20 protein-coding genes are annotated in these 19330 nt (G+C 66.6%); 3 read left to right on the top strand and 17 right to left on the bottom strand.

Annotated features, from left to right (window positions below; genetic code table 11):
- Position 1: 1 nt before the first annotated feature.
- The 11 genes from flgK to AC0IZS_RS05315 all read right to left on the bottom strand — a co-directional run bounded on the left by flgK (position 2) and on the right by AC0IZS_RS05315 (position 10156).
- Positions 2–1930 (bottom strand): flagellar hook-associated protein FlgK, encoded by a 1929-nt coding sequence (flgK, locus tag AC0IZS_RS05365; RefSeq protein ID WP_471634690.1) that lies wholly within the window; start codon positions 1928–1930, stop codon positions 2–4.
- 16 nt (positions 1931–1946) lie between these two features.
- Complete coding sequence (gene flgJ / locus AC0IZS_RS05360) at positions 1947–2876, bottom strand: flagellar assembly peptidoglycan hydrolase FlgJ (RefSeq protein ID WP_471634689.1); 930 nt, start codon at positions 2874–2876, stop codon at positions 1947–1949.
- A gap of 2 nt (positions 2877–2878) precedes the next feature.
- Positions 2879–3970, bottom strand: coding sequence for a flagellar basal body P-ring protein FlgI (locus tag AC0IZS_RS05355; protein ID WP_471639466.1), 1092 nt, complete (start codon positions 3968–3970; stop codon positions 2879–2881).
- Positions 3971–4175: 205 nt separating this feature from the next.
- A complete protein-coding gene (locus AC0IZS_RS05350; protein WP_471634688.1) occupies positions 4176–4805 on the bottom strand; it encodes a hypothetical protein in 630 nt (209 codons plus the stop codon).
- Positions 4806–4893: 88 nt separating this feature from the next.
- Complete coding sequence (locus tag AC0IZS_RS05345; protein ID WP_471634687.1) at positions 4894–5607, bottom strand: flagellar basal body L-ring protein FlgH; 714 nt, start codon at positions 5605–5607, stop codon at positions 4894–4896.
- Between the two features lie 34 nt (positions 5608–5641).
- Entirely contained in the window at positions 5642–6424 is a 783-nt protein-coding gene (flgG, locus tag AC0IZS_RS05340) for a flagellar basal-body rod protein FlgG (protein ID WP_057204081.1), read from the bottom strand.
- Between the two features lie 24 nt (positions 6425–6448).
- Positions 6449–7189 (bottom strand): flagellar basal body rod protein FlgF, encoded by a 741-nt coding sequence (locus AC0IZS_RS05335; RefSeq protein ID WP_471634686.1) that lies wholly within the window; start codon positions 7187–7189, stop codon positions 6449–6451.
- Between the two features lie 31 nt (positions 7190–7220).
- Entirely contained in the window at positions 7221–8501 is a 1281-nt protein-coding gene (gene flgE, locus AC0IZS_RS05330) for a flagellar hook protein FlgE (protein WP_471634685.1), read from the bottom strand.
- Positions 8502–8557: 56 nt separating this feature from the next.
- Positions 8558–9211, bottom strand: coding sequence for a flagellar hook assembly protein FlgD (locus AC0IZS_RS05325; protein ID WP_471634684.1), 654 nt, complete (start codon positions 9209–9211; stop codon positions 8558–8560).
- Between the two features lie 18 nt (positions 9212–9229).
- Entirely contained in the window at positions 9230–9634 is a 405-nt protein-coding gene (flgC, locus tag AC0IZS_RS05320) for a flagellar basal body rod protein FlgC (RefSeq protein WP_305746561.1), read from the bottom strand.
- A 30-nt stretch (positions 9635–9664) separates the two neighbouring features.
- Complete coding sequence (locus AC0IZS_RS05315; RefSeq protein ID WP_471634683.1) at positions 9665–10156, bottom strand: flagellar basal body rod protein FlgB; 492 nt, start codon at positions 10154–10156, stop codon at positions 9665–9667.
- A gap of 215 nt (positions 10157–10371) precedes the next feature.
- Here AC0IZS_RS05315 and flgA point away from each other — a divergent pair, with 215 nt between their 5' ends.
- From flgA to AC0IZS_RS05300, 3 genes are all read left to right on the top strand, one after another.
- Positions 10372–11118: a flagellar basal body P-ring formation chaperone FlgA gene (gene flgA / locus AC0IZS_RS05310; protein ID WP_471634682.1), complete on the top strand. Its 747-nt coding sequence runs from the start codon at positions 10372–10374 to the stop codon at positions 11116–11118.
- A 91-nt stretch (positions 11119–11209) separates the two neighbouring features.
- Complete coding sequence (gene flgM, locus AC0IZS_RS05305; protein ID WP_322591412.1) at positions 11210–11539, top strand: flagellar biosynthesis anti-sigma factor FlgM; 330 nt, start codon at positions 11210–11212, stop codon at positions 11537–11539.
- Between the two features lie 51 nt (positions 11540–11590).
- Positions 11591–11974 (top strand): hypothetical protein, encoded by a 384-nt coding sequence (locus AC0IZS_RS05300; RefSeq protein ID WP_471634681.1) that lies wholly within the window; start codon positions 11591–11593, stop codon positions 11972–11974.
- Between the two features lie 286 nt (positions 11975–12260).
- Here the strand turns inward: AC0IZS_RS05300 and AC0IZS_RS05295 are convergent, their stop codons facing one another.
- From AC0IZS_RS05295 to AC0IZS_RS05270, 6 genes are all read right to left on the bottom strand, one after another.
- The gene (locus AC0IZS_RS05295; RefSeq protein ID WP_322591414.1) at positions 12261–12977 is read right to left on the bottom strand and encodes an RNA polymerase sigma factor FliA; all 717 of its coding nucleotides are present in this window, start codon (positions 12975–12977) and stop codon (positions 12261–12263) included.
- A 4-nt stretch (positions 12978–12981) separates the two neighbouring features.
- Positions 12982–13788, bottom strand: coding sequence for a hypothetical protein (locus tag AC0IZS_RS05290; RefSeq protein WP_471634680.1), 807 nt, complete (start codon positions 13786–13788; stop codon positions 12982–12984).
- Entirely contained in the window at positions 13781–15295 is a 1515-nt protein-coding gene (gene flhF / locus AC0IZS_RS05285) for a flagellar biosynthesis protein FlhF (protein WP_471634679.1), read from the bottom strand. The genes AC0IZS_RS05290 and flhF overlap by 8 nt, the downstream gene beginning before the upstream one ends.
- Positions 15292–17370 carry a flagellar biosynthesis protein FlhA gene (gene flhA / locus AC0IZS_RS05280; RefSeq protein ID WP_471634678.1) on the bottom strand — a complete coding sequence of 693 codons (2079 nt, stop codon included), beginning with the start codon at positions 17368–17370 and terminating at the stop codon, positions 15292–15294. The genes flhF and flhA overlap by 4 nt, the downstream gene beginning before the upstream one ends.
- A complete protein-coding gene (locus AC0IZS_RS05275) occupies positions 17367–18527 on the bottom strand; it encodes an EscU/YscU/HrcU family type III secretion system export apparatus switch protein (RefSeq protein ID WP_471634677.1) in 1161 nt (386 codons plus the stop codon). The genes flhA and AC0IZS_RS05275 overlap by 4 nt, the downstream gene beginning before the upstream one ends.
- A gap of 172 nt (positions 18528–18699) precedes the next feature.
- On the bottom strand, positions 18700–19329 hold the full coding sequence (locus tag AC0IZS_RS05270) for a protein phosphatase CheZ (protein ID WP_471634676.1): 630 nt from the start codon (positions 19327–19329) through the stop codon (positions 18700–18702).
- Position 19330: the final 1 nt, after the last annotated feature.

Below are 19330 nucleotides of genomic sequence, written 5' to 3'. Positions count from 1 at the left end.
ATCAACGCCCCAAGCCCTGCATCAGGGTATCGAAGACGCTTTGCGCAATCTGCAGCATTTTGGCGGATGCCTGGTAGGCCTGCTGGTACTGGATCAGCTTGGCCGCTTCTTCATCAAGGTTGACGCCCGATACCGCCGTGCGGTCGCGCTCGAGGTTGCCGGCGATGGTGGTGGACAGCTCTGCGGCAAAGGTGGCGCTCTGCGTGCGCGTGCCCACCTGGGCCATCAGGCCGGCATAACCATCGGCGAGCGTGGATTCGTCGAACATCTTCACGTCGCGCAGGTTCATCAGCGCGGTGGCATTGCCGGCATTGCGCGTGTAGGTGTCGCCGTACTGGGGGTCCAGTGCATTGCCGACACGCACGGTATCGCCGGTCTTGGGCGAGCCCTGCAGCTTGATTTCCCAGCCATCGATGGTGATCGTGGAGCCGGAGGTATAGGCCAGGCCCGCAGTGCCCGATGGGGGCGTGGTCGATCCCGTCACCGCATAGGTGGTGGGCGGTCCGGCCGTGAAGGTCAGCGTCACGCCGCCCGGGATGGGCGGGGTCACCAGGGTGTCGGTGGCCTTGAGTCCGGACAATTGCAGCGTGCCGCCGTTGGTGGTGCCCATGGCCGCGTTGATCGGGTTGGCCGCGGCCAGGTCGCGCGGCGAGTACACCAGGGCATTGATGTTGGCCCCTGCCGTGTTGAACGGCTGGAACAGCATGCGGTCGCCCGGCACGCCAGGCGTCGTGAGGTTGAAGGTCAGCCCGTCGATGTCCAGGGTGGCCAGGTTGGCCGCGTCGGTGAAGGGCGTGGCCTTGCCGTCGGACAGGCGCACCACCTGGCCAGCCGTGCCGGTGGTAAAGCGGATCTCGTAGTCGGAGGCCGCGAACTTGGTCGGGTCGCTGAAGGTCACGGTGCCCACGCCGGCGCCGTTGGTCAGGCCCGGCATGCTGGTGGGGATGCTGAACAGGTCCTTGCCCACCTGGCCGTCCAGCGTGAGGCCGAGCTTGTGCTGCTCGTTCATGGTCATGCCGATGGCCATGGCCATGCGCCCGAGCAGGTTGCGGCTTTCCGACAGGTCGGTGTTGTTGAAGCGCAGCAGCCCCGAGACCGATCCGCCGCCCAGCGTGTTCTCGTCCACCTCGATGGCCGGTGAGCCTGGGCGGTTGAAGAACAGCTTGAGCTGGCCGCTGCCGGGGAACTGCGTGGCGTCGTCCACCGACACCTGCGACGGCGTGGTGCCCAGCACCAGGGGCTGGCTGCCCCCCACGAACAGGCCGATGGTGCCATCGTCCGCCGGGATCTGCGTGGTCTGCACGTACTGGTTCATTTCGCGGATCAACTGGTCGCGGTTGTCCAGCAGGTCGTTGGGGGTCTGGCCATTGCCCTTGGCGCGCGCGATCTGCTCGTTCACGGCGGCGATCTGGCTCGCCAGGCTGTTGATGGCGGTGATGCTGCTTTGCAGCTGCTCCTTCACCGTGTACTCGATCTCGTCGACGCGTTCGGCCGCAGAGCGCATGCGCGATGCCGTTTCGTCCATGCGCGTGAGCGCCAGCGTGCGGGCCGTGATGTCGGTGGGCGCACTCACCACGTCCGAGAAGGCGTTCATCATGTCGTTGATGGCGGCGCCCAGGCCCGTGGCGCCGCCGCTGAACACGTCCTGCAGCTGGCGCAGGCGCTCGGCGCGCACGATGTCGCCGGCCTGCACGGAGCCTGCCGTGGCCGACTGGCGCGTGAGCAGCTCGCTCTGGTTGCGCAGGATGGTCTGCACGTCCACACCCTGGCCGATGTAGCCGCCACCCGTGAACTGGCCCTGCACGGTCTGCAGCACCACGGTCTGGCGCGAATAGCCCGGCGTGTTGACGTTGGCGATGTTGTTGCCGGCGGTCTGCAGGGCCACCTGGTTGGCGAGCAGGGCGCGGGCGCCGACGTTGAGAAGACTCATGGCTTACCTCGTGTTCTCAAGCCTGCGCACGCTGCTGCTGCGCACGCTGCACGCTGTTGATGGCGCCGCTGAGCTTCCTGGCGTACTCGGGGTCGGTGGCATAGCCCGCCTTCTGCAATGCGGAGGCATAGGCCATGGCGGAGCCGGACTGGGCCACGGACTCCGCCTTTTCGTAGCGCGGGCTTTCCTTGATGAGGCGCGCGTAGTCGCGAAACGAATCCTCGTACGAGTCGTAAGCCCGGAACTTGGCCACCACCTTGCGCGGAGCGCCGTTGATGTATTCGGTGGTCGTGATCTCGGCGACCTTGCCGGTCCAGCCCTTGCCGGCCTTGATGCCAAACAGGTTGAAGGAGTTGCTGCCGTCGGCGTTCTTGATCTCGCTCTTGCCCCAGCCGGTCTCATGGCCAGCCTGGCCGAGCATGAAGCTCGCGGGGATGCCGCTTTCCTGCGCCACCTTCTCGGCCGTGCCGCTCAGGTGCTGCACGAAGCCGTCGCGGCCCTTGGGCGCCTGGCCCACGGCTTCGGTGCTGGTGGGGGTGGCGCTCACCTTGGCGGCTGCCGGACGCTGGATCTGCGACAGGCTCATGGTGGAGGGCACGGAAAAGGACGGATCCGGCCCGCCCATCTGGCGCGAGAGCTGGCGCGCGATGGCCTCGGACAGGCCGCCCGACTGGCCGGCCATCTGCACCGAAAGCTGCTGGTCCAGCAGGTCGGTGCCCAGGTCGCCCTGGGCGCCGTCCATGAGGCCCGACTTCATGGTGGCCTCGCGCATGCTCTTGATCAGCTCGCGCATGAACAGCGATTCGAACTGCTTGGCGGCCTCTTTCGTGGCCTGGGGATTGTTGTTGCCGGCCTCGTACTTGAGCGCGTTCAGCGAGCGAACGTCGGCCGCCAGCGCGTTGGACGTGCTGGTGGTGGCGGACGACGAAGGCAGCGTGAGGGCCATGGTCAGATCACTTCAAGCTCGGCGTTCAGGGCGCCGGCCGCCTTGATGGCCTGCAGGATGGCCAGCAGGTCACCCGGCGTGGCGCCCAGGGAGTTGAGCGCGCGCACCACGTCGGCCAGTTGGGGGGAGGGCGGCATCTGGATGATGTTGCCGGGCTCCTGGTTGATCTTGATGTCGCTTTGCTGCGCGACCACGGTCTGGCCCTGCGACAGCGGGTTGGGCTGGCTGATGACGGGGCGCGAACTGATGGTGATGGACAGGTTGCCATGCGCGATGGCGCAGGGCCCCAGCGTCACGGCCTGGTTGAGCACGATGGAGCCGGTGCGCGCATTGATCACCACCTTGGCGGCAGGGGCGGCCATTTCCAGCGGCAGCTCCTCGAGGTCGGCAATGAAGCCCACGCGGGCGCCGGGGTCGCTGGGGGCGCGCACCTGCACGGTGCGGCCATCGAGCGCCGTGGCCAGGCCATTGCCCAGCCGGCTGTTGATGACCTGGGCCACGCGGCGGGCGGTCTGGAAGTCCGAGGCATTGAGGCCCAGGCTGATGGTGTCGCCGTCGTTGAGGGGCGTGGGAACGGAGCGCTCGACCTGGGCGCCCAGGGGGATGCGTCCGGCGGCCAGGTGGTTGATCTGCACCTTGCTGCCGCCGGACGACGCGCCGGCGCCGCCCACCACCAGGTTGCCCTGGGCCAGGGCGTAGATTTCACCGTCGGCACCGCGCAGCGGAGTGACCATGAGGAGGCCGCCCTTGAGCGACTTGGAGTTGCCCATGGAGGAGACGTTGACGTCGATCTGCTGGCCGGGCTGGGCGAAGGCGGGCAGTTGGGCCGTGACGATCACGGCGGCCACGTTCTTGAGCTGCAGCTGCGAGGCCGTGCCGGGCGGCAGGCTGATGCCCATCTGCTGCAGGTAGTTGGACATGGCCTGCGTGGTGTAGGGCATCTGGGTGGTCTGGTCACCCGTGCCGTCCAGGCCCACGACCAGGCCATAGCCGGTCAACTGGTTGGTGCGCACGCCCTGCACCGCCGCGATTTCCTTGATGCGCAGCGCATGGGCCGGCCAGGCGGCGCACACCAGGGCGACGGCCATGGCCATCAGCCACAGTCTGCGCAAGGGATGTGCCGTGAAGGGGGAGGGCAAGGCTTTCATGGGCTTCATTGTGGGCCGTGGCCGCACAAGGGAATGCCCAAAAAGAGGTGAATTCACCCGCCTTTTGGCGAAGGCCTTGTTACAAAAGCAGGTCTGCAGCGTGAACCCGGCAGACGGCCGGCCCCGGCCGCCTCCAGCGCTGCCTGCGAGCTCAGTCGCAGCTGTTGTTGATGATGCCCTTCCAGGGCTTGCGCAGCATGAACGGCACGGTGTCCCAGGCGCTCCAGGTGCGTGGATCGTCGAAATTCACCGTAGCGGCCGGCGCAATGATGGCGGTGAGCAGCCAGACGCCGGAATCCAGCCCATGCACCGTGAGGTTGCCGCCCAGGATCACCTCGGTCTGCGCGCCTCCCAGGTTGTCTCCGACGGCCGTGTAGGTGTCGATGGCCTGGATGTTGCCCGATGCGGGGTACACCTTGAAGATCGCACCGGTGGTCATCAGCGGGTTGCGCACCAGGGGGAAGAACAATCCACCATCCCGGTGGAAGACCACGTACACGTTCTGCAGGGTGCTCGGGGTGGAGCCCACCGCAGGCTTGCCGGCGTCGTACTTGAGGGTGAAGGCCAGTTGGTCCAGCGCGGTGGTGTCGCAGGGCGAGAACTTGATGCCTGCGGGCAGGGTCTTGTTCTTGGAGACGGCCTCGGCAGCGGACCCCTTGGGCAAGGTCAAGGTCAATGCCACGGAATAGGCGTAGGTGGTGGGCTGCGCGTGGGTGGCTGGCGAGAATGCAGCGGCCAGGGCCATGAGGCCGCATGCCAGGGAGCTGCGAAAAAGGGACATCGTGAAACCTCGGATCTGAATGCACAAGGGGCGCTGCGCTGGCTGCCTGGGCTGCAGCCAATCCACAGGCGCCCGGTCACATTTTGTATCAGAACGGTGTCACGGTGTTGAAGAAGCGGCCCAGCCAGCCGGTCACCTGGGCTTCGCCCTGGGCGCCGCGGCCACGTGATTCCACGCGCACGTTGGCCACCTGGGTGGAGGCGACGATGGAGCCCGGTTGCAGCGCGCGCGGATCCACCGTGCCCGAGAAGCGCAGCACGTCCACGTTCTGGTTCACGCCGATCTGCTTCTCGCCGGCCACGATCAGGTGGCCATTGGGCAGCACGTCGATGACGGTCGCCGTGATCGAGCCCTGGAAGGTGTTGGCGCTTTCCGTGCCGCCCTTGCCTTCGAAGGCATTTTCCGAATTGGCGCCCACGCCCAGCTTGTCGGTGAACTTCTGGCCGGTGAACGGCAGCGCCGTCACGCCGCTGCTGACCTTGGAGGTGCGGTCCACGGTGGACGAGGACTTCTGGCTGGCCGTCACGTTCTCCACGATCTGGATGGTGACGTTGTCACCCACCAGGCGTGCGCGCCGGTCCTCGAACGAAGGGCGGTAGCTGGCGCTGTGGAACAGTCCCCCGGTGACCGGTGGCGGCGTGCGTGGTGCCATGCTCAGTGGCGGGGGCGCGGTGGGCAGGATGTCCACCGGGGGAGGAGGGGACAGGCTGGCGCAGCCTGCGCTCAGCACCGCTGCGGCGAGCGCCGGCAATGCAAGAAGGCGGCTGCGGGCCGCCTGGCCGATGGCGTGGAGGAATGTCATGGCGAAGGTCCTGGCGGAATGGCTGGTGGCCTTGTTACATCTGGCTGAGCTTGGCCAGCATCTGGTCCGAGGTCTGGATGGCCTTGGAATTCATTTCGTAGGCGCGCTGGGTCTGGATCATGGTCACCAGTTCCTGCACCACGTTCACGTTCGATGTTTCGAGGTAGCCCTGCATGACCGTGCCCAGACCGTTGGTGCCGGGCGTACCCTGCTGGGGCTGGCCCGAGGCCGCGGTCTCGATGAACAGGTTCTGCCCGCGCGGCTCCAGGCCGCCCGGGTTCACGAAGGTGGACATGGCGAGGTTGCCCAGGGGCTGCGGTGCGGTGTTGCCCGGGACCGTGGCGGACACGGCGCCTTCGGCGCTGATGGTCACGCTCGTGGCATTCGGCGGCACGGTGATGCCGTTGGCGATCGGCAGGCCGCTGGAGTTCACCAGGCGGCCCTGCGAGTCGAGCTGGAACGAGCCGTCGCGGGTGTAGCCGATGGTGCCGTCCGGCTGTGTGACCTCGAAGAAGCCGTTGCCCTTGATGGCCACGTCCAGGTTGTTGTTGGACTGCTGCATGCTGCCCTGCATGAAGTTGCGGGCGGTGGCCACCGTGCGCACCCCCAGGCCCAGGTGCAGGCCGGTGGGCAACTGGTTCTGCTCGGTGGTCTGGGCGCCCACCTGGCGCAGGTTCTGGTAGATCAGGTCCTCGAACACGGCATTGGCGCGCTTGTAGCCGGTGGTGGACACATTGGCCAGGTTGTGGGAGATGACGTCCAGCTGGGTCTGCTGGGCTTCCATGCCGGTCTTGGCGATCCACAGGGAGTTGATCATGGCGTTTTCCTAAGGTCTGGGGGGTCAGCCGTTGATGCTCAGCAACTGGCTGGCGGCCTTGTCATTGGTCTCGGCGGTCTGCAGCATCTTGATCTGCTGCTCGAACTGGCGCGAGGCGGCGATCATGCCGACCATGGTTTCCACGGCATTCACGTTGGAGCCTTCGATGGCCCCCGCCAGCAGGCGTGCGTTGGCGTCGTTGGGGATCGGATCGCCCGAGGTGGTGCGGAACAGCCCGTCGTCGCCGCGCTTGAGCGGGTCCTCGGGCGTGGGCGTGGCCAGCTTCAGGCGGCCGATGGCGGCCGCGGGCTGGCCCGCCGTCTTGGCGGTGATGGTGCCGTCCGAGCCCAGGGAGACTTCCGAGCCGGGCGGCACGTCGATCGGGCCGCCGCCGTCCGACAGCACGGGCAGGCCGGTGTTGGTGAGCAGGGCGCCGGTGGGCGAGACCTCCAGGCCGCCATTGCGGGTATAGGCTTCCACGCCATCGAGGCCCTGCACGGCGAACCAGGACTTGCCGATGGGCATGGCATCCAGGGCGCGGCCCGTGCGCTGCACGGGTCCGGGCGTGTCCACATGGCCCGAGGTGGCCTCCAGTGCAAACACGCGCGTGGTGGAGCCGTCGCCCTGCAGCGGGACGGAGCGGAAGGTGGACATCTCCGCGCGAAAGCCGTTGGTGGACACGTTGGCCAGGTTGTTGGCCAGCACCGACTGCCGGTGGGCAGCGGCGCTGGCCCCGGTCATGGAGGTGTAGATGATGCGGTCCATGGCGGCTTCCGGTCAGGGGGTCAGGGGCGGGTCAGCGCAGGTTCACCAGGGTGGACATCACCTGGTCTTGCGTCTTGATGGTCTGCGCGTTGGCCTGGTAGGTGCGCTGCGCGGTCATCATGTTCACGAGTTCGGCCGTGAGGTCCACGTTCGAGTCTTCCAGGGCGCCCGAGCGCAGGGCGCCGAAGTTGCCATCGGTGGCGGTGCCGGTGACGGGCTGGCCCGATTCGAAGGTGGCCACCCAGTTGTTGCCGCCCACCGACGCCAGGCCTTGCGTGTTGCGGAAGCTCGACAGCGCGATCTGGCCTTCGGCGCGCGTGACGCCGTTGGAGTAGCGCGTCATGATCATGCCGTTGTTCTCGACATTGATGCCCGTCAGGTCGCCGGCGGTGTAGCCATCCTGCGAGAGGTCGGACACCGCGAACTTGCGGCCGAATTGCGTCACGTCGTCCAGTTTCACGTCCACGTTGTAGGCGGGCAGGTTGTTCGGGTTGGGCGGTGTGGGGTTCACGTTCAGCGCCAGCGAAAAGCCGGTGGCCGGTGGTGTGGCGGCCGGGCCGGTGATCACGCCGTTGTTGTCGAAGGTGATCTGGCCGATGGCCGTAGCCACCACGGGCGGCACCGCCGTGGGATCGTCGAGGGCGTCGTACACGTCCCAGGTGTTGTCCGTGGCGGTCTTCTGGAAGTACAGGTTGACCGGCTTGGCCACGCCCTGGCTGTCGAACACGTTGATCGACGTGCCGTAGGTGGCACGCGGCGTGGCCGGCACGGGCGGCGTGGCGGCCGGGTCGCCAGCGGCGTCGGTGGCGCGCGCATCCAGGTTGAAGGCGGCGGTGATGGTGGTGGTCTGCTTGGCGGGGATCGGCTCGGAGGTCGGGAACACCATGGGAATGGGGTCGGTGCCCGTGCGCAGGCCGGTGGCCGGGTCGATGGGGTAGCCCATGACCTTGGCGTTGTCGTTGGTGACCATGTTGCCCACCTTGTCCAGCTTGAAGTTGCCGGCGCGGGTGTAGGCGGCCGAACCGTCGGGCAGTTGCAGCGTGAAGAAGCCATTGCCGTTGATCGCCACGTCCAGGCTGTTGCCGGTGATGGTCAGGTTGCCCTGGGTGAACTGCTGCGCCACGTTGGCGGTTTCCACGCCGATGCCGGCGTTGGCGCCGCCAGCCGAGCCGATGGCATTGGCCACCATTTCGGCAAATTCAGCACGGGATGCCTTGAAACCCACGGTGTTGGAGTTGGCGATGTTGTGGCCGATCACATCGAGGTTTTTGCTGGCGGCGTTCAGGCCGGAAAGGCCTTGCTGGAAACTCATGGTGTTCTCCTAAGGGGGGCGTGGGCGGTGTTCAGTGAGGGAGGGCGGGAACGGCGTCAGACCAGGGACTTGATCTGGCTGTAGCTGATGTTCTTGCCGTTGGCCAGCGTGAGCACGAGCTGCCCGTCGGTGGCGCCGGCGGCCGTGACCTTGGACAAGGTGAGTGCGGTCGATTCGAGCGTGGTGGCGCCGTTGACGGCCTTGACGCGGAACTGCAGGCCTTCCTTGCTGCCCTTGTAGGCGCTGGCGTCCCAATCGAAGTTGTGGCGGCCCGCGTCCTTGGGGCCCAGGTCCAGCGTGTCCACCACCTGGCCGCCAGGGGTCACGACCTCGACCGTCACCTTGGTGGCGGCGTACGGAATCTCGAATCCGGCCTTGCCCACGTTGTCGGCGACTGTCATGCCCGAGCCTTCGGTCAGCACATTGCGCCCGACCAGGGTCGTGCCCTGCATGACCTGCAGCGAGTTGAACTGGGCGGCCATGCTCTGCATGGTGGTGTTGAGCTGCTGGATGCCGGTGACGGTATTGATCTGCGCGATCTGCGAGGTCATCTGGGCGTTGTCCAGCGGGTTCATCGGGTCCTGGTTGTTGAGCTGCGCAACGAGCAGCTTGAGGAACCGGTCCTGGGACGCGGCAGGGTCGTTGGCCGCGGTCGCCTTGGCATTGGCGGTGTCGGCGGTCGTGGCGGCGTTGGTGGCGCTGAGGATCATGGCGAGGGTCTCCCGGGGTTACTGGCCCATCTGCAGGGTCTTGAGCAGAAGTGACTTGGCCGTGTTCATCACCTCGACGTTGTTCTGGTACGAGCGCGACGCTGAAATCATGTTCACCATCTCCTCCACGGCGTTGACGTTCGAATGGGTCACGTAGCCCTGCTCGTCGGCGGAGGGGTGGCTGGGGTCGTGGATCTTGCGGCCGGGCACATTGCTTTCGGTGATGGCGCTCACGCGCACGCCGTCCGAGCCCTGCTCGCCCATGTTGGTGGTGCGAAAGACCACCTGGCGGGCCTGGTAGGCCTTGCCGTCGGGGCCGGCCACCGCATCGACGTTGGCCAGGTTGCTGGCCACGACGTTCAGGCGCTGGGACTGCGCGCTGATGGCGCTGCCCGAGACGTTGAAGATGGAGAACATGGACATGGTGGAGTGCCTCTTGGGTGGCTATTGGGCTTACTGGCCCTGGATGGCGCTGAGCATGGTCTTGGCATTGCCGTTGATGAAGCGCAGCGTGGCCTCGTAGCGCACGGCGTTGTCCACGAAGGCGGCGCGTTCGCGGTCCAGGTCCACCGAGTTGTTGTCCAGGCTGGGCTGGGTCTGCAGGGAATAGGCCAGCTTGCCCTTGCTCCCCAGCTCGGCCGAAGAGCCCGGGTCGGCGGAGGAGGCGGTGATGTGCCGTGGATCGGTAGCGATGGTGACCGTGGGCCGCTCGCTGGTGTAGCCGGAGCCGCCCACTGTGGTGGTGGACAGGCGGCGCGGCGATTCGGTGAACGAGGAGCGCTCGCCTGTGGCGTTGCTCAGCGCGTCGGAGAATTTGAAGTCACGTGCGACGTAGCCGGGGGTGTCGGCATTGGCGATGTTGCTGGCGATGGCACGCTGGCGCTCGGCACGCAGTATCAGTGCGTTGCCGTGGAAGTCCAGCCGGTTGGTCATCTTGTCAAGCATGTCTGCCTCACGTCCAGGTTGCGAAAGCGCCAGCAAAAACGGTTTTCTGGCGTGGCTCGATTATGAAAACCACCCGGATTTTCTAAAGCGCGAAGAGCCCGCGTTTGCCGCCGCAGTTCGGGGTTTCGGGCGCAGCCACAGGACCTACAGTGGTGGTCGTGAAATGGCCTTTGCACCGAATGGCAGGGCCACATTGACGTACCAGGAGGCGCCCCATGGCACCCACATTTCTTCCATCCCTTTCCACCGTCGGCCGTGCCGTGCTGGCCGCACTCGCCTGCGCACTGGCGACTGGCGGCTTGGCCCAGGCCCAGGCCGTGGCCGACCCGGCTGCAGACCTGCCCGCCCTGACCCAGCGCTGGCTGGACGATGCCATCACGCGCAACCAGCCTGCGGGCCTGCCGCTGCGCATGGAGGTGAGCATTGGTGCGCTGGACACCCGGCTGCGCCTGGCGCCCTGTGCCCGGGTCGAGCCCTACCTGCCCGCGGGATCGCGCCTGTGGGGCCGCACCCGGCTGGGCCTGCGCTGCGTGGAGGGGCAGACCGCCTGGAATGTGTTCCTGCCCGTCACGGTCAAGGCCTGGGGACCTGCATGGGTGCTGACGGGCAACGTGGCCTCCGGCGCCGTGCTGAGCGCCAGCGACGCCACCGAGGCCGAAGTGGACTGGGCGGCGGATGCAGCCCCGGTCGTGGCCAATCCCGACCAGTGGGTCGGGCAGATCGCCTCGCGCCCCCTGGTAGCGGGGCAGGCCCTGCGCCAGCCGATGGTGCGGGCACCGAGTATTTTCAAGGCCGGCGCCCAGGTGCGGGTGGTGGCACAGGGGCCGGGTTATGCGGTAACCTCGGCAGGGCAGGCACTCACCGCAGGCGCCGTGGGCCAGACTGTGCGCGTACGCATGGACAATGGCCGCACAATCTCTGGTATTGTGGGTGAAAACGGGACGGTTGACGTTACCCTTTGATTCATCCCCCTGCATAAACAGCTAAAGTCCAGCGCCGAAGGGTCGAAAACATTGCTACGAGCTCCGTGTCATCGGAGCGCTGGAGAAGGCGATGAAGATAGGTCAACAACCGGAACTTCCGGGCGCACTGGCGCAAACGGGGCAGGCCAAGCAGGCCAAGGCCCCCGCTGCAGCCCCTGCGACACCCGAAGGAGTGGCCAAAGGCAGCACGGCAGCCCAAGCCGCAGGCGTGCCTGTGACGGTTTCCACGGCAGCCCGTGCCCTGGACCCCGCTGGCCGCGCGGCCAGCGATTTCGACACCAAGAAGGTGGCGGCCGTGCGCGCAGCCATCGAAAAGGGAACGTTCACGGTCAGCGCCGGCGCGATTGCCGACAAACTGCTGGCCAACGCCCAAGAGATATTTTCCCGTTCGCGCGGCTAGCGTGACCGCTGTTTTCCAGGCGTCACCGGCCCGCATCCACCAGGACCGCCCGTGACCACGCCTTTGGAAGACGCCTTGGAGGCTGTTGAGCAGCACATCGAGATGGTATCCGCCGCCCTGCTCAAGGCCGATGCCCCCACCCTTGAACAAGCAAGCACCGGGCTGCGCGATGCCGCAGCCCGTTTTTCGTATGCGCTGGACCTGTCGCGCCAGCAGGTGAGCAGCATCACCCCCGCCCTCAGGGCCCGCATGGACGCCATCGCCGCCACCCTGGTGGTACACCGTGAAAGCCTGGCCCGCCTGGCCGCCATCACCGACCGCCAGACCGCCGTGCTCGTCCCCTCCCAGGACAGCTCCGCCAATGCCACCTACGGCAATGGCCTGGGCGGCAAGCAAAAAGCCGGCGTCGCCAAGATCTACCGCTCGGCCGGCTGATCGGCGCGCGGCAAAGCCGCGCTGTATGGCCACGATTCTTTTTTTGTACTAGTACATAGGCGCTGCCCTGAATGGCGCGCAAGCGCCAGGGCAAACCCGTGGATAGCGCGCGCCCCCAATACCAGGGCAGCCGTGCAAGGGCCGCCCCGCCGCACCGGCTGCGTCCCCCTTCCCGAATTACGCAGTAATTCGAGGAGAAGGGGTGAAGGCGCGTCAGCGCCTCAGGGGGATGTACTAGGGCCTGTTCACACTGATTTCGCGACCCCGAAATCAGTGTGAACAGGCCCTAGTGACTGCGCATCTTCGCCCGCAACCGGGCGATGGACTGGCTGTGCAGCTGGCACACGCGGGATTCGGTGACGCCGAGCACGGCCGCGATCTCCTTGAGATTCATGTCGTGCTCGTAGTACATGCCCATGATGTGCTGCTCGCGCTCGGGTAGCGATTCGATGGCCGTGACCAGGGCCGAGCGCAGGCGGTGGTCGCGCAGCATCTCGAGCGGGTTCGCCGTCTCGTCGCCCACATGGCGGTCGAGGAAGCCATCGTCCTCGTCATTGCCGTGGGTCATGTCCTCCAGGTACACGAGCTGGGTGCCCCGCACCCGTCCCAGCAGGTTCTGGTACTCGGGCAGCGGCATGCCCATCTCGGTGGCGATCTCCGATTCGAGCGGACTGCGGCCCAGGCGCTGCTCCAGCCGGTTGACGGCCTGCTCGATGTCCTTCTGGCTCTTGCGCGAGCTGCGCGACATCCAGTCCCCTTCGCGCAGCTCATCGAGCATGGCGCCGCGGATGCGCTGGGTGGCAAAGGTCTCGAATTGCACGCCCTGGGCGGCTTCGTAGCGCGAAAGGGCTTCCGCCAGGCCCATCATGCCGACCTGGATCAGGTCGTCGAGCTCCACATTGGGAGGCAGCTTGGCAATCATGTGGTGCGCGATCCGCCGTACCAGGGGCACGTGCTGGCGAATCATCGCATCACGGTCAAGCTGGCCTTTGGCGGTGTACATCAGATCAGTGGCTCCGAACGAGGTGTGCTGTGACCGGCGTACCGGCAAAATTGCTGGATGCAATTGCAGTGGCAGCTGCCATCGTTCCATTGATGGTGCCCGCGTTTTCCAGCAGTTGCAAGGCCAGGCGCTGCAGGTCCTGGGGATTCTGGGTGGAGACGGCGGTAGTGTGCACCTGGCCGCCCAGGTGGCGCTCGGCGCAGTCCTGCAATGTCTGCAATGCTGCAAGGGTCTTGCGGCGCTCGGCCGCACCCGACCCGCGCACCAATGCCGCCACGGTGCAGGACAGGCCGGTGTGCTGGGCCATCTGCTTCAAGCTCTTGTAGGTCGTGAGCACGCCCGCAGCCCCGCCCTCCATCACCATCAGCGGCGTGGTCCGGGTGTGGGTGAGCAACTGGCCCAGCAGGGGAGGCGGGGCGTGCAGCACCAGGATGCTGTAGGCGCGCACATAGGGCTGGATGTCCTGCAGCGGCGAGACATGGGCCGGGCGGTCGGCCCGGCTGATCTGCCACAGACCCCGGGCGGCCGGGATCACCGCCAGGGAGGAGGCCGCGGCGCCCTGGTCCATGCCGTCGTGCCAGGGTGCCCGGCGCAGCAGATGGTACAGGCCCGGGGAATCGTCGGTCTCGTAGCCGGTGGCGTCGAGCACCACCACCGGGTAGCCCATCCGCTGCAGGCTGGCGCAGACCTGCCACAGGGTCTCCAGGCCGCTGCCGGCCTGTTCCTGGCTGGCCACGGCCAGCACGCGCAGTTCGGTTTGCGGGGTGAAGCTTTGCAGCCCCGCAGCCTGGTGAAAGCCGGTATCAAGCATCGACCAACCCCCTGTCGGTTGCCATTTCGGGCGAGTGCGAGAAGAAGAAATTCAGGTCGCTGGCCTTGGGGTCGAACGGCGACTTGACCGGCGCACGCATCGAGGTGCCGATGAGCTGGTGGGCGTCGGCGGCTTCCCAGTCCTCGGGCACGCGCTGGCCGTTGGTCACGCCGCGCAGCACCATCTGGTGGCGGATCAGCGCGTCGATGGAGGGTCCGAGCTTCACGGCTTCGTCCACCTTGGACAGGATTGCCTGCTGCGAGCCATTGGTCTTGAACGAGGTCAGCACGTCGTCCAGGGTGTCGCCATGGCAGCCGGCGTTGAGCACCAGCAGGCGGTTCACATGGGGCAGGTCGAGCACGTCGAGCATGTCGCGCTTGCGCGGATCGCGCGGGGCGACGCCGGTGGTGTCGATCAGGACCATCTTCTTGCCGCTGAGCAGGCCCAGCAGGTCCTGCAGCGCTGCACGGTCATGGGCCAGGTGGGCCACGATGCCCAGCATGCGGCCATAGGTGCGCAGCTGTTCGTGGGCGCCTACGCGGTAGGTGTCCAGGGTGATCAGGCCCACGCTGCCGGGGCCGTGGATGCGCGCGCACAGGGCCGCCAGCTTGGCGGTGGTGGTGGTCTTGCCGACGCCGGTGGAGCCCACCATGGCGAAGATGCCGCCCTGCTCGTACAGGGGCGCGGCATCCGTGTCGGTCTTGAGGTTGCGCTCCAGCACCTCCATGAGCCAGCGCACGGATTCGCCGGCCGAGAGCTCCTCGGGCATGCGTTCGAGCACGGCGCGGGCCAGGGCGGGCGAGTAGCCGGCGCGGATCATCTTCAGCATCAGGTTCGACTGGATCGGATTCTGGCGCGCCTGGCCCAGCCAGGCCAGCGTGTTGAAGCGGTCCTCGATCAGCTCCTTCATCGAGTGCAGCTCGTTCATCAGGTTCTGCTGGTTGTTCACCTGCGCATTCGAGAGCGAGGGCGCGTCCTGGCGCTGCTGCCTGCGGGGGGCGGGCTCCGGCAGGTCCATGGGAATCGAGCGCAGCGGGTTGTGGCGTGTCACCTGGGCGGCGGGGCGCTCGCGGGCCAGTTCGGCGGCACGGTCGCGGCTGCGCTCCATCATGGGAACCGGGTCGGAGGGGCCGCTGATGGCCTCATGGCGGCGGCGCAGCATGCGCTCGCGCACGTAGTCCTGGAAGGACAGGGTGCTCATGGCCAATTGCTCGGTGTCTTCCTCCACCGGGTTGCGGTGGGCTGCGGCTGCAGGCTGCGCTGCGCGCGGCTGCTGCTGTTGCACCTGCTGGCGCTGGCTGGCCTGCGCCAGGGGGGAGGGGGCGCTCAATTGCCTGGCCGTAGCGGCACTGTCCAGCGACGAGAGCGTATCCTCGGCCGTGGCCATCACTTCCACGCCGTTGGCGGTCGGGCGGTTGGACAGGATCAGTGTGCCCTCGCCAAAGGCCATGCGTGCTTTGGCCAGTGCTTCACGGGACGTGGCAGCGTGAAAGCGTTTGATGTTCATGATGCACCTTTGAGGATGGGCCCGATACGGATGGTGTGGGTCTCGGGAATTTCACTGTGGGCAAGGACCTGCAGGCGGGGCGCCACGCGGCGCACCAGGCGGGAGATCGCATTGCGGATCTGGTCGGGAACGAGCAGGCAGGCGGGCAGGCCCATTTCCTCCTGGCGCAGGGCCACTTCGGCGGCCTTCTGGGTCAGGATGTCCGCCACGCCGGGGTCCAGCGCCGGGCTGGCGATGTTGCCCAGGGCCTGCACGAGCAGGCGCTCCAGGCCGGGTTCGATGGCGATGACGTTGAGTTCGCGTGTCGGGCCGTAGATCTGCTGCACGATGGCCGGCGAAAGGGCGATGCGCACGCGGCGCGCCAGTTCCACCGGGTCGGAGATGCCGCCGGCATGCTCGGCCAGGGTTTCGATGATGGTGCGGATATCGCGGATGTGCACAGACTCTTCCAGCAGCAGCTGGAGGACTTTCTGGAACGTGGCGATGGAAACCATTTTCGGGACGACTTCTTCGATGAGCTTGGGGGCCAGTTTGGCGACGTGTTCCACGAGTTGCTGCGTTTCCGTGCGGCTCAACAACTTGGCTGCCTGCACTTGCATCAAGTGTGACAAATGCGTCGCCATCACGGTTTCCGAATCAACGACCGTAAAGCCGGCCATTTGCGCCGCTTCCTTCTGCCGGTCGTCGATCCAGTGCGCTGGCAGACCGAAGGCGGGGTCGGTGGTCGGGGTGCCGATCAGCGGCGTGGTGATGCCGCCGGGGTTGATGGCCAGGAACATGCCAGGGAAGGCCTCGCCTTCGCCCACCACCACGCCGCGCAGGGTGATGCGGTAGCCGCTGGGCTTGAGTTCGAGGTTGTCGCGCACATGCACGGCGGGGGGCAGAAAGCCCACTTCCTGCGCGAACTTGCGGCGCACGCCCTTGATACGCGTCAGCAGGTCGCCCTGGCGGCTCTTGTCCACCAGGGTGATCAGGCGGTAGCCCAGTTCCAGGCCGAGCAGGTCCACGGGCTGCAGGTCGTCCCAGGTGGCTTCGCCGTCGGTGGCCACGGGCGGGGGCGGTGCCACTTCCTCGGGCACCTGCTGGCGCTGGTACAGGGTCCAGGCCCAGTATCCAAGCAGGGCGCCGGTGATCAGGAACACCAGGTGGGGCATGCCGGGGATGACTCCGAGCAGGATCAGGATGCCGGCGGTGACGCCGAGCACGCGGGGCGACATGAACAGTTGCTGCACGATCTGGCGGCCCATGTCCTGTTCCTTGCCCACGCGCGAGATCACCATCGCGGCCGCCACCGAGATCAAGAGGCCGGGGATCTGGGCGACCAGGGCATCACCGATGGCCAGCAGGATGTAGCTGTCGGCGGCCTGCTTGGCCGACAGGTCATGCTGCAGCACGCCGATGGCGAAGCCGCCGATGATGTTGATCAAGAGGATCAGGATGCCGGCGACGGCATCGCCGCGCACGAACTTGGAGGCACCGTCCATGGAGCCGAAGAAATTGGCTTCCTCGCCCACTTCGGCGCGGCGGCGCTTGGCTTCCTTCTCGTCGATCAGGCCGGCGTTGAGGTCGGCGTCCACCGCCATCTGCTTGCCGGGCATGGCGTCCAGCGTGAAGCGGGCCGACACTTCGGCAATGCGCTCGGCACCCTTGGTGATCACGACGAAGTTGATCACCACCAGGATGGCAAACACGATCAGGCCGACGGCGAAGTTGCCGCCGATCAGGAAGTGGCCGAAGGCCTCGATCACGGCACCGGCGGCACCGGGACCGGTGTGGCCTTCGAGCAACACCACGCGGGTGGAGGCCACGTTCAGCGACAGGCGCATCAGCGTCGTCAGCAGCAGCACCGAGGGAAAGGCAGCAAAGTCCAGCGGCCGGATCATGTAGGCCGAGACCATCATCACCATCAGCGCCACGGCGATGTTCAGCGTGAAGAAGGTGTCCAGCAGCCAGGGCGGGATGGGCAGCACCATCAGCGCCAGGATGGCCACCACCAGCAGCGGTGCCGACATGCCCTGGAAGGCCGATGTGTTCTTGCCAGCCCACAGCCGAAGGGAATTCATGGAATTGTTCATGGGGCGGTGCCTTGCACGGTGGACGACGTCTTGTTCAGCGGATCGAGCTCAGGGGGAACGTAGGGTTCGACCAGGTCATCGGGCATCTGCCCTTCGCCGCGCAGCGCGGCCTTGAGGCGGTAGACATAGGCCAGCACCTGTGCCACGGCGGCATACAGGGTGGCGGGAATGGCCTGGTCGATCTCGGCGTGCGCGTAGAGGGCGCGGGCCAGCATGGGCGATTGCAGCACCGGCACGTCGTGGGCGCGGGCCAGGTCGCGGATGCGCATGGCCGTGAGGTCGGTGCCGCGCGAGATCACCTGGGGGGCGGCCATGGTCTTGTCGTCGTACTTCAGCGCCACGGCATAGTGGGTGGGGTTCATCACCACGAAATCTGCCTTGGGAACGGCGGCCACGCTGGCGCCGTCGGCCATCTCGCGCTGCTTCTGGCGGATGCGGCCCTTGGTGTGCGGGTCGCCATCGGATTCCTTGTGCTCCTGCTTGACTTCCTCGTGCGACATCTTCAGGCGTGCCTTGAAGAAATACGCCTGCAGCGGCACGTCGATCAGCGCTGCCATGAAGACCACCAGCAGCATCAGGCTGACGCCGGAAACCAGCCATTCGGACATCTGGCGGATTGCCATGGGCGAGGGCTGCAGCACCAGCATGGCCACGCGCTCGATACTGCCTGCCATGTAGTGCCAGGCCACGGCGGAGATGATGGCCGTCATCAGGACCATCTTGGCCACGTTGGCCATCTGCTGCTTGGAGAACAGGTTCGCCACCCCGGAGAGGGGGTTCAGGCGGTTGAACTGGGGGCTGATGGGCTTCATGCTGAAGATCCAGCCGCCGGCGCCGATGGCGCTGAGCAGTGCGGCGCCGCTGGTGAGCAGCGCAAACACGGTGCTGGCGACCAGGCCCACGATGACCATGGTGCGCAGGCGGTCCAGCATGGTGGCGGGGGCCATCACCGTGTTGGCGTTGAACACCAACTGGTGGCCCATGGCCTGCTGCAGGTGCTCCATGAGTGTCGGTGCCAGAACCAGCATGGCGCCGCCGCCCGCACCCAGAATAGCCAGGTGGGACAGATCGCGCGAGCGCGCACCCTGCCCGTCCGTGCGTGCTTTCTGCAGCTTTCGCTCGGACGCCGGTAGGCTTTTTTCTTGGCTGGATTCCATGATGGCGTGACAACTTGTGTCCTGCCATTGTCGTGAGCGACCCGGAAATCTAAAGACGGATAAAGGGCGGCTGCAGGCCCCTTTTCCCTAGTACTCTGTCATTGCCGCGCAGCGCGGAGCGCGCCGGCATCGGCTGGCATCGCTGCGCCGGGCCGGTCGGTAGGATGCCGGGTCAGAAGCCCAGGCTGGCCAGCAGGTCGTCCACCTGGGACTGGTCGGTCACGACGTCGGGGGTGTTTTGCGGGTCCACCACAGGGCCGGCGAGGTGCTCGCGCGGCGCCTCCACCAAGGCGGCGGGCACGTTGGCAGTGGGCGGGGCCGTCTGGATCAGCAACTGCACCAGTTGCTCCTCGATGGTGGCGGCCAGGTTGACCACCCGGGCGATCACCTGGCCCGTGAGGTCATGGAAATCCTGCGCCATCATGATTTCGGTCAGGTGCGTATCGGCTTCCATGGTGACACGCTCCACGTCGGTCAGGAAGTTCATGATCTCGCCCTTGGCCACTGCGGCCACCGGGTCTTTCACCAGCGAGGCCACCACGCGGCGCGTCTCGGCGGCGATGAAATCATGCTGGGCCTTGGCCTGTTCGACCCGGGTAAGCACCTTTTCGGCCGCTTCGCCTGTGAGGCGGGCGATGTAGGACAGGCGACTCTGGGCGTCCGGCAACTCACCCATGGAGCCGCGCAGCTTGTCGGCATAGCCCAGTTCGTTGAGCGAATCATGCAGCTGGCGGGTCAGCAAACCGATCTTGTGGTGAACGTCGGCCGTGGGTTCGCCCTGGGGGGCGTCTGGTGTTTCCATG

It is taken from the genome of Acidovorax sp. AC410 (genome assembly GCF_979253235.1).
Note: the sequence above shows the minus strand (reverse complement) of the source record. Positions and strands in the feature narration are given on the sequence as shown.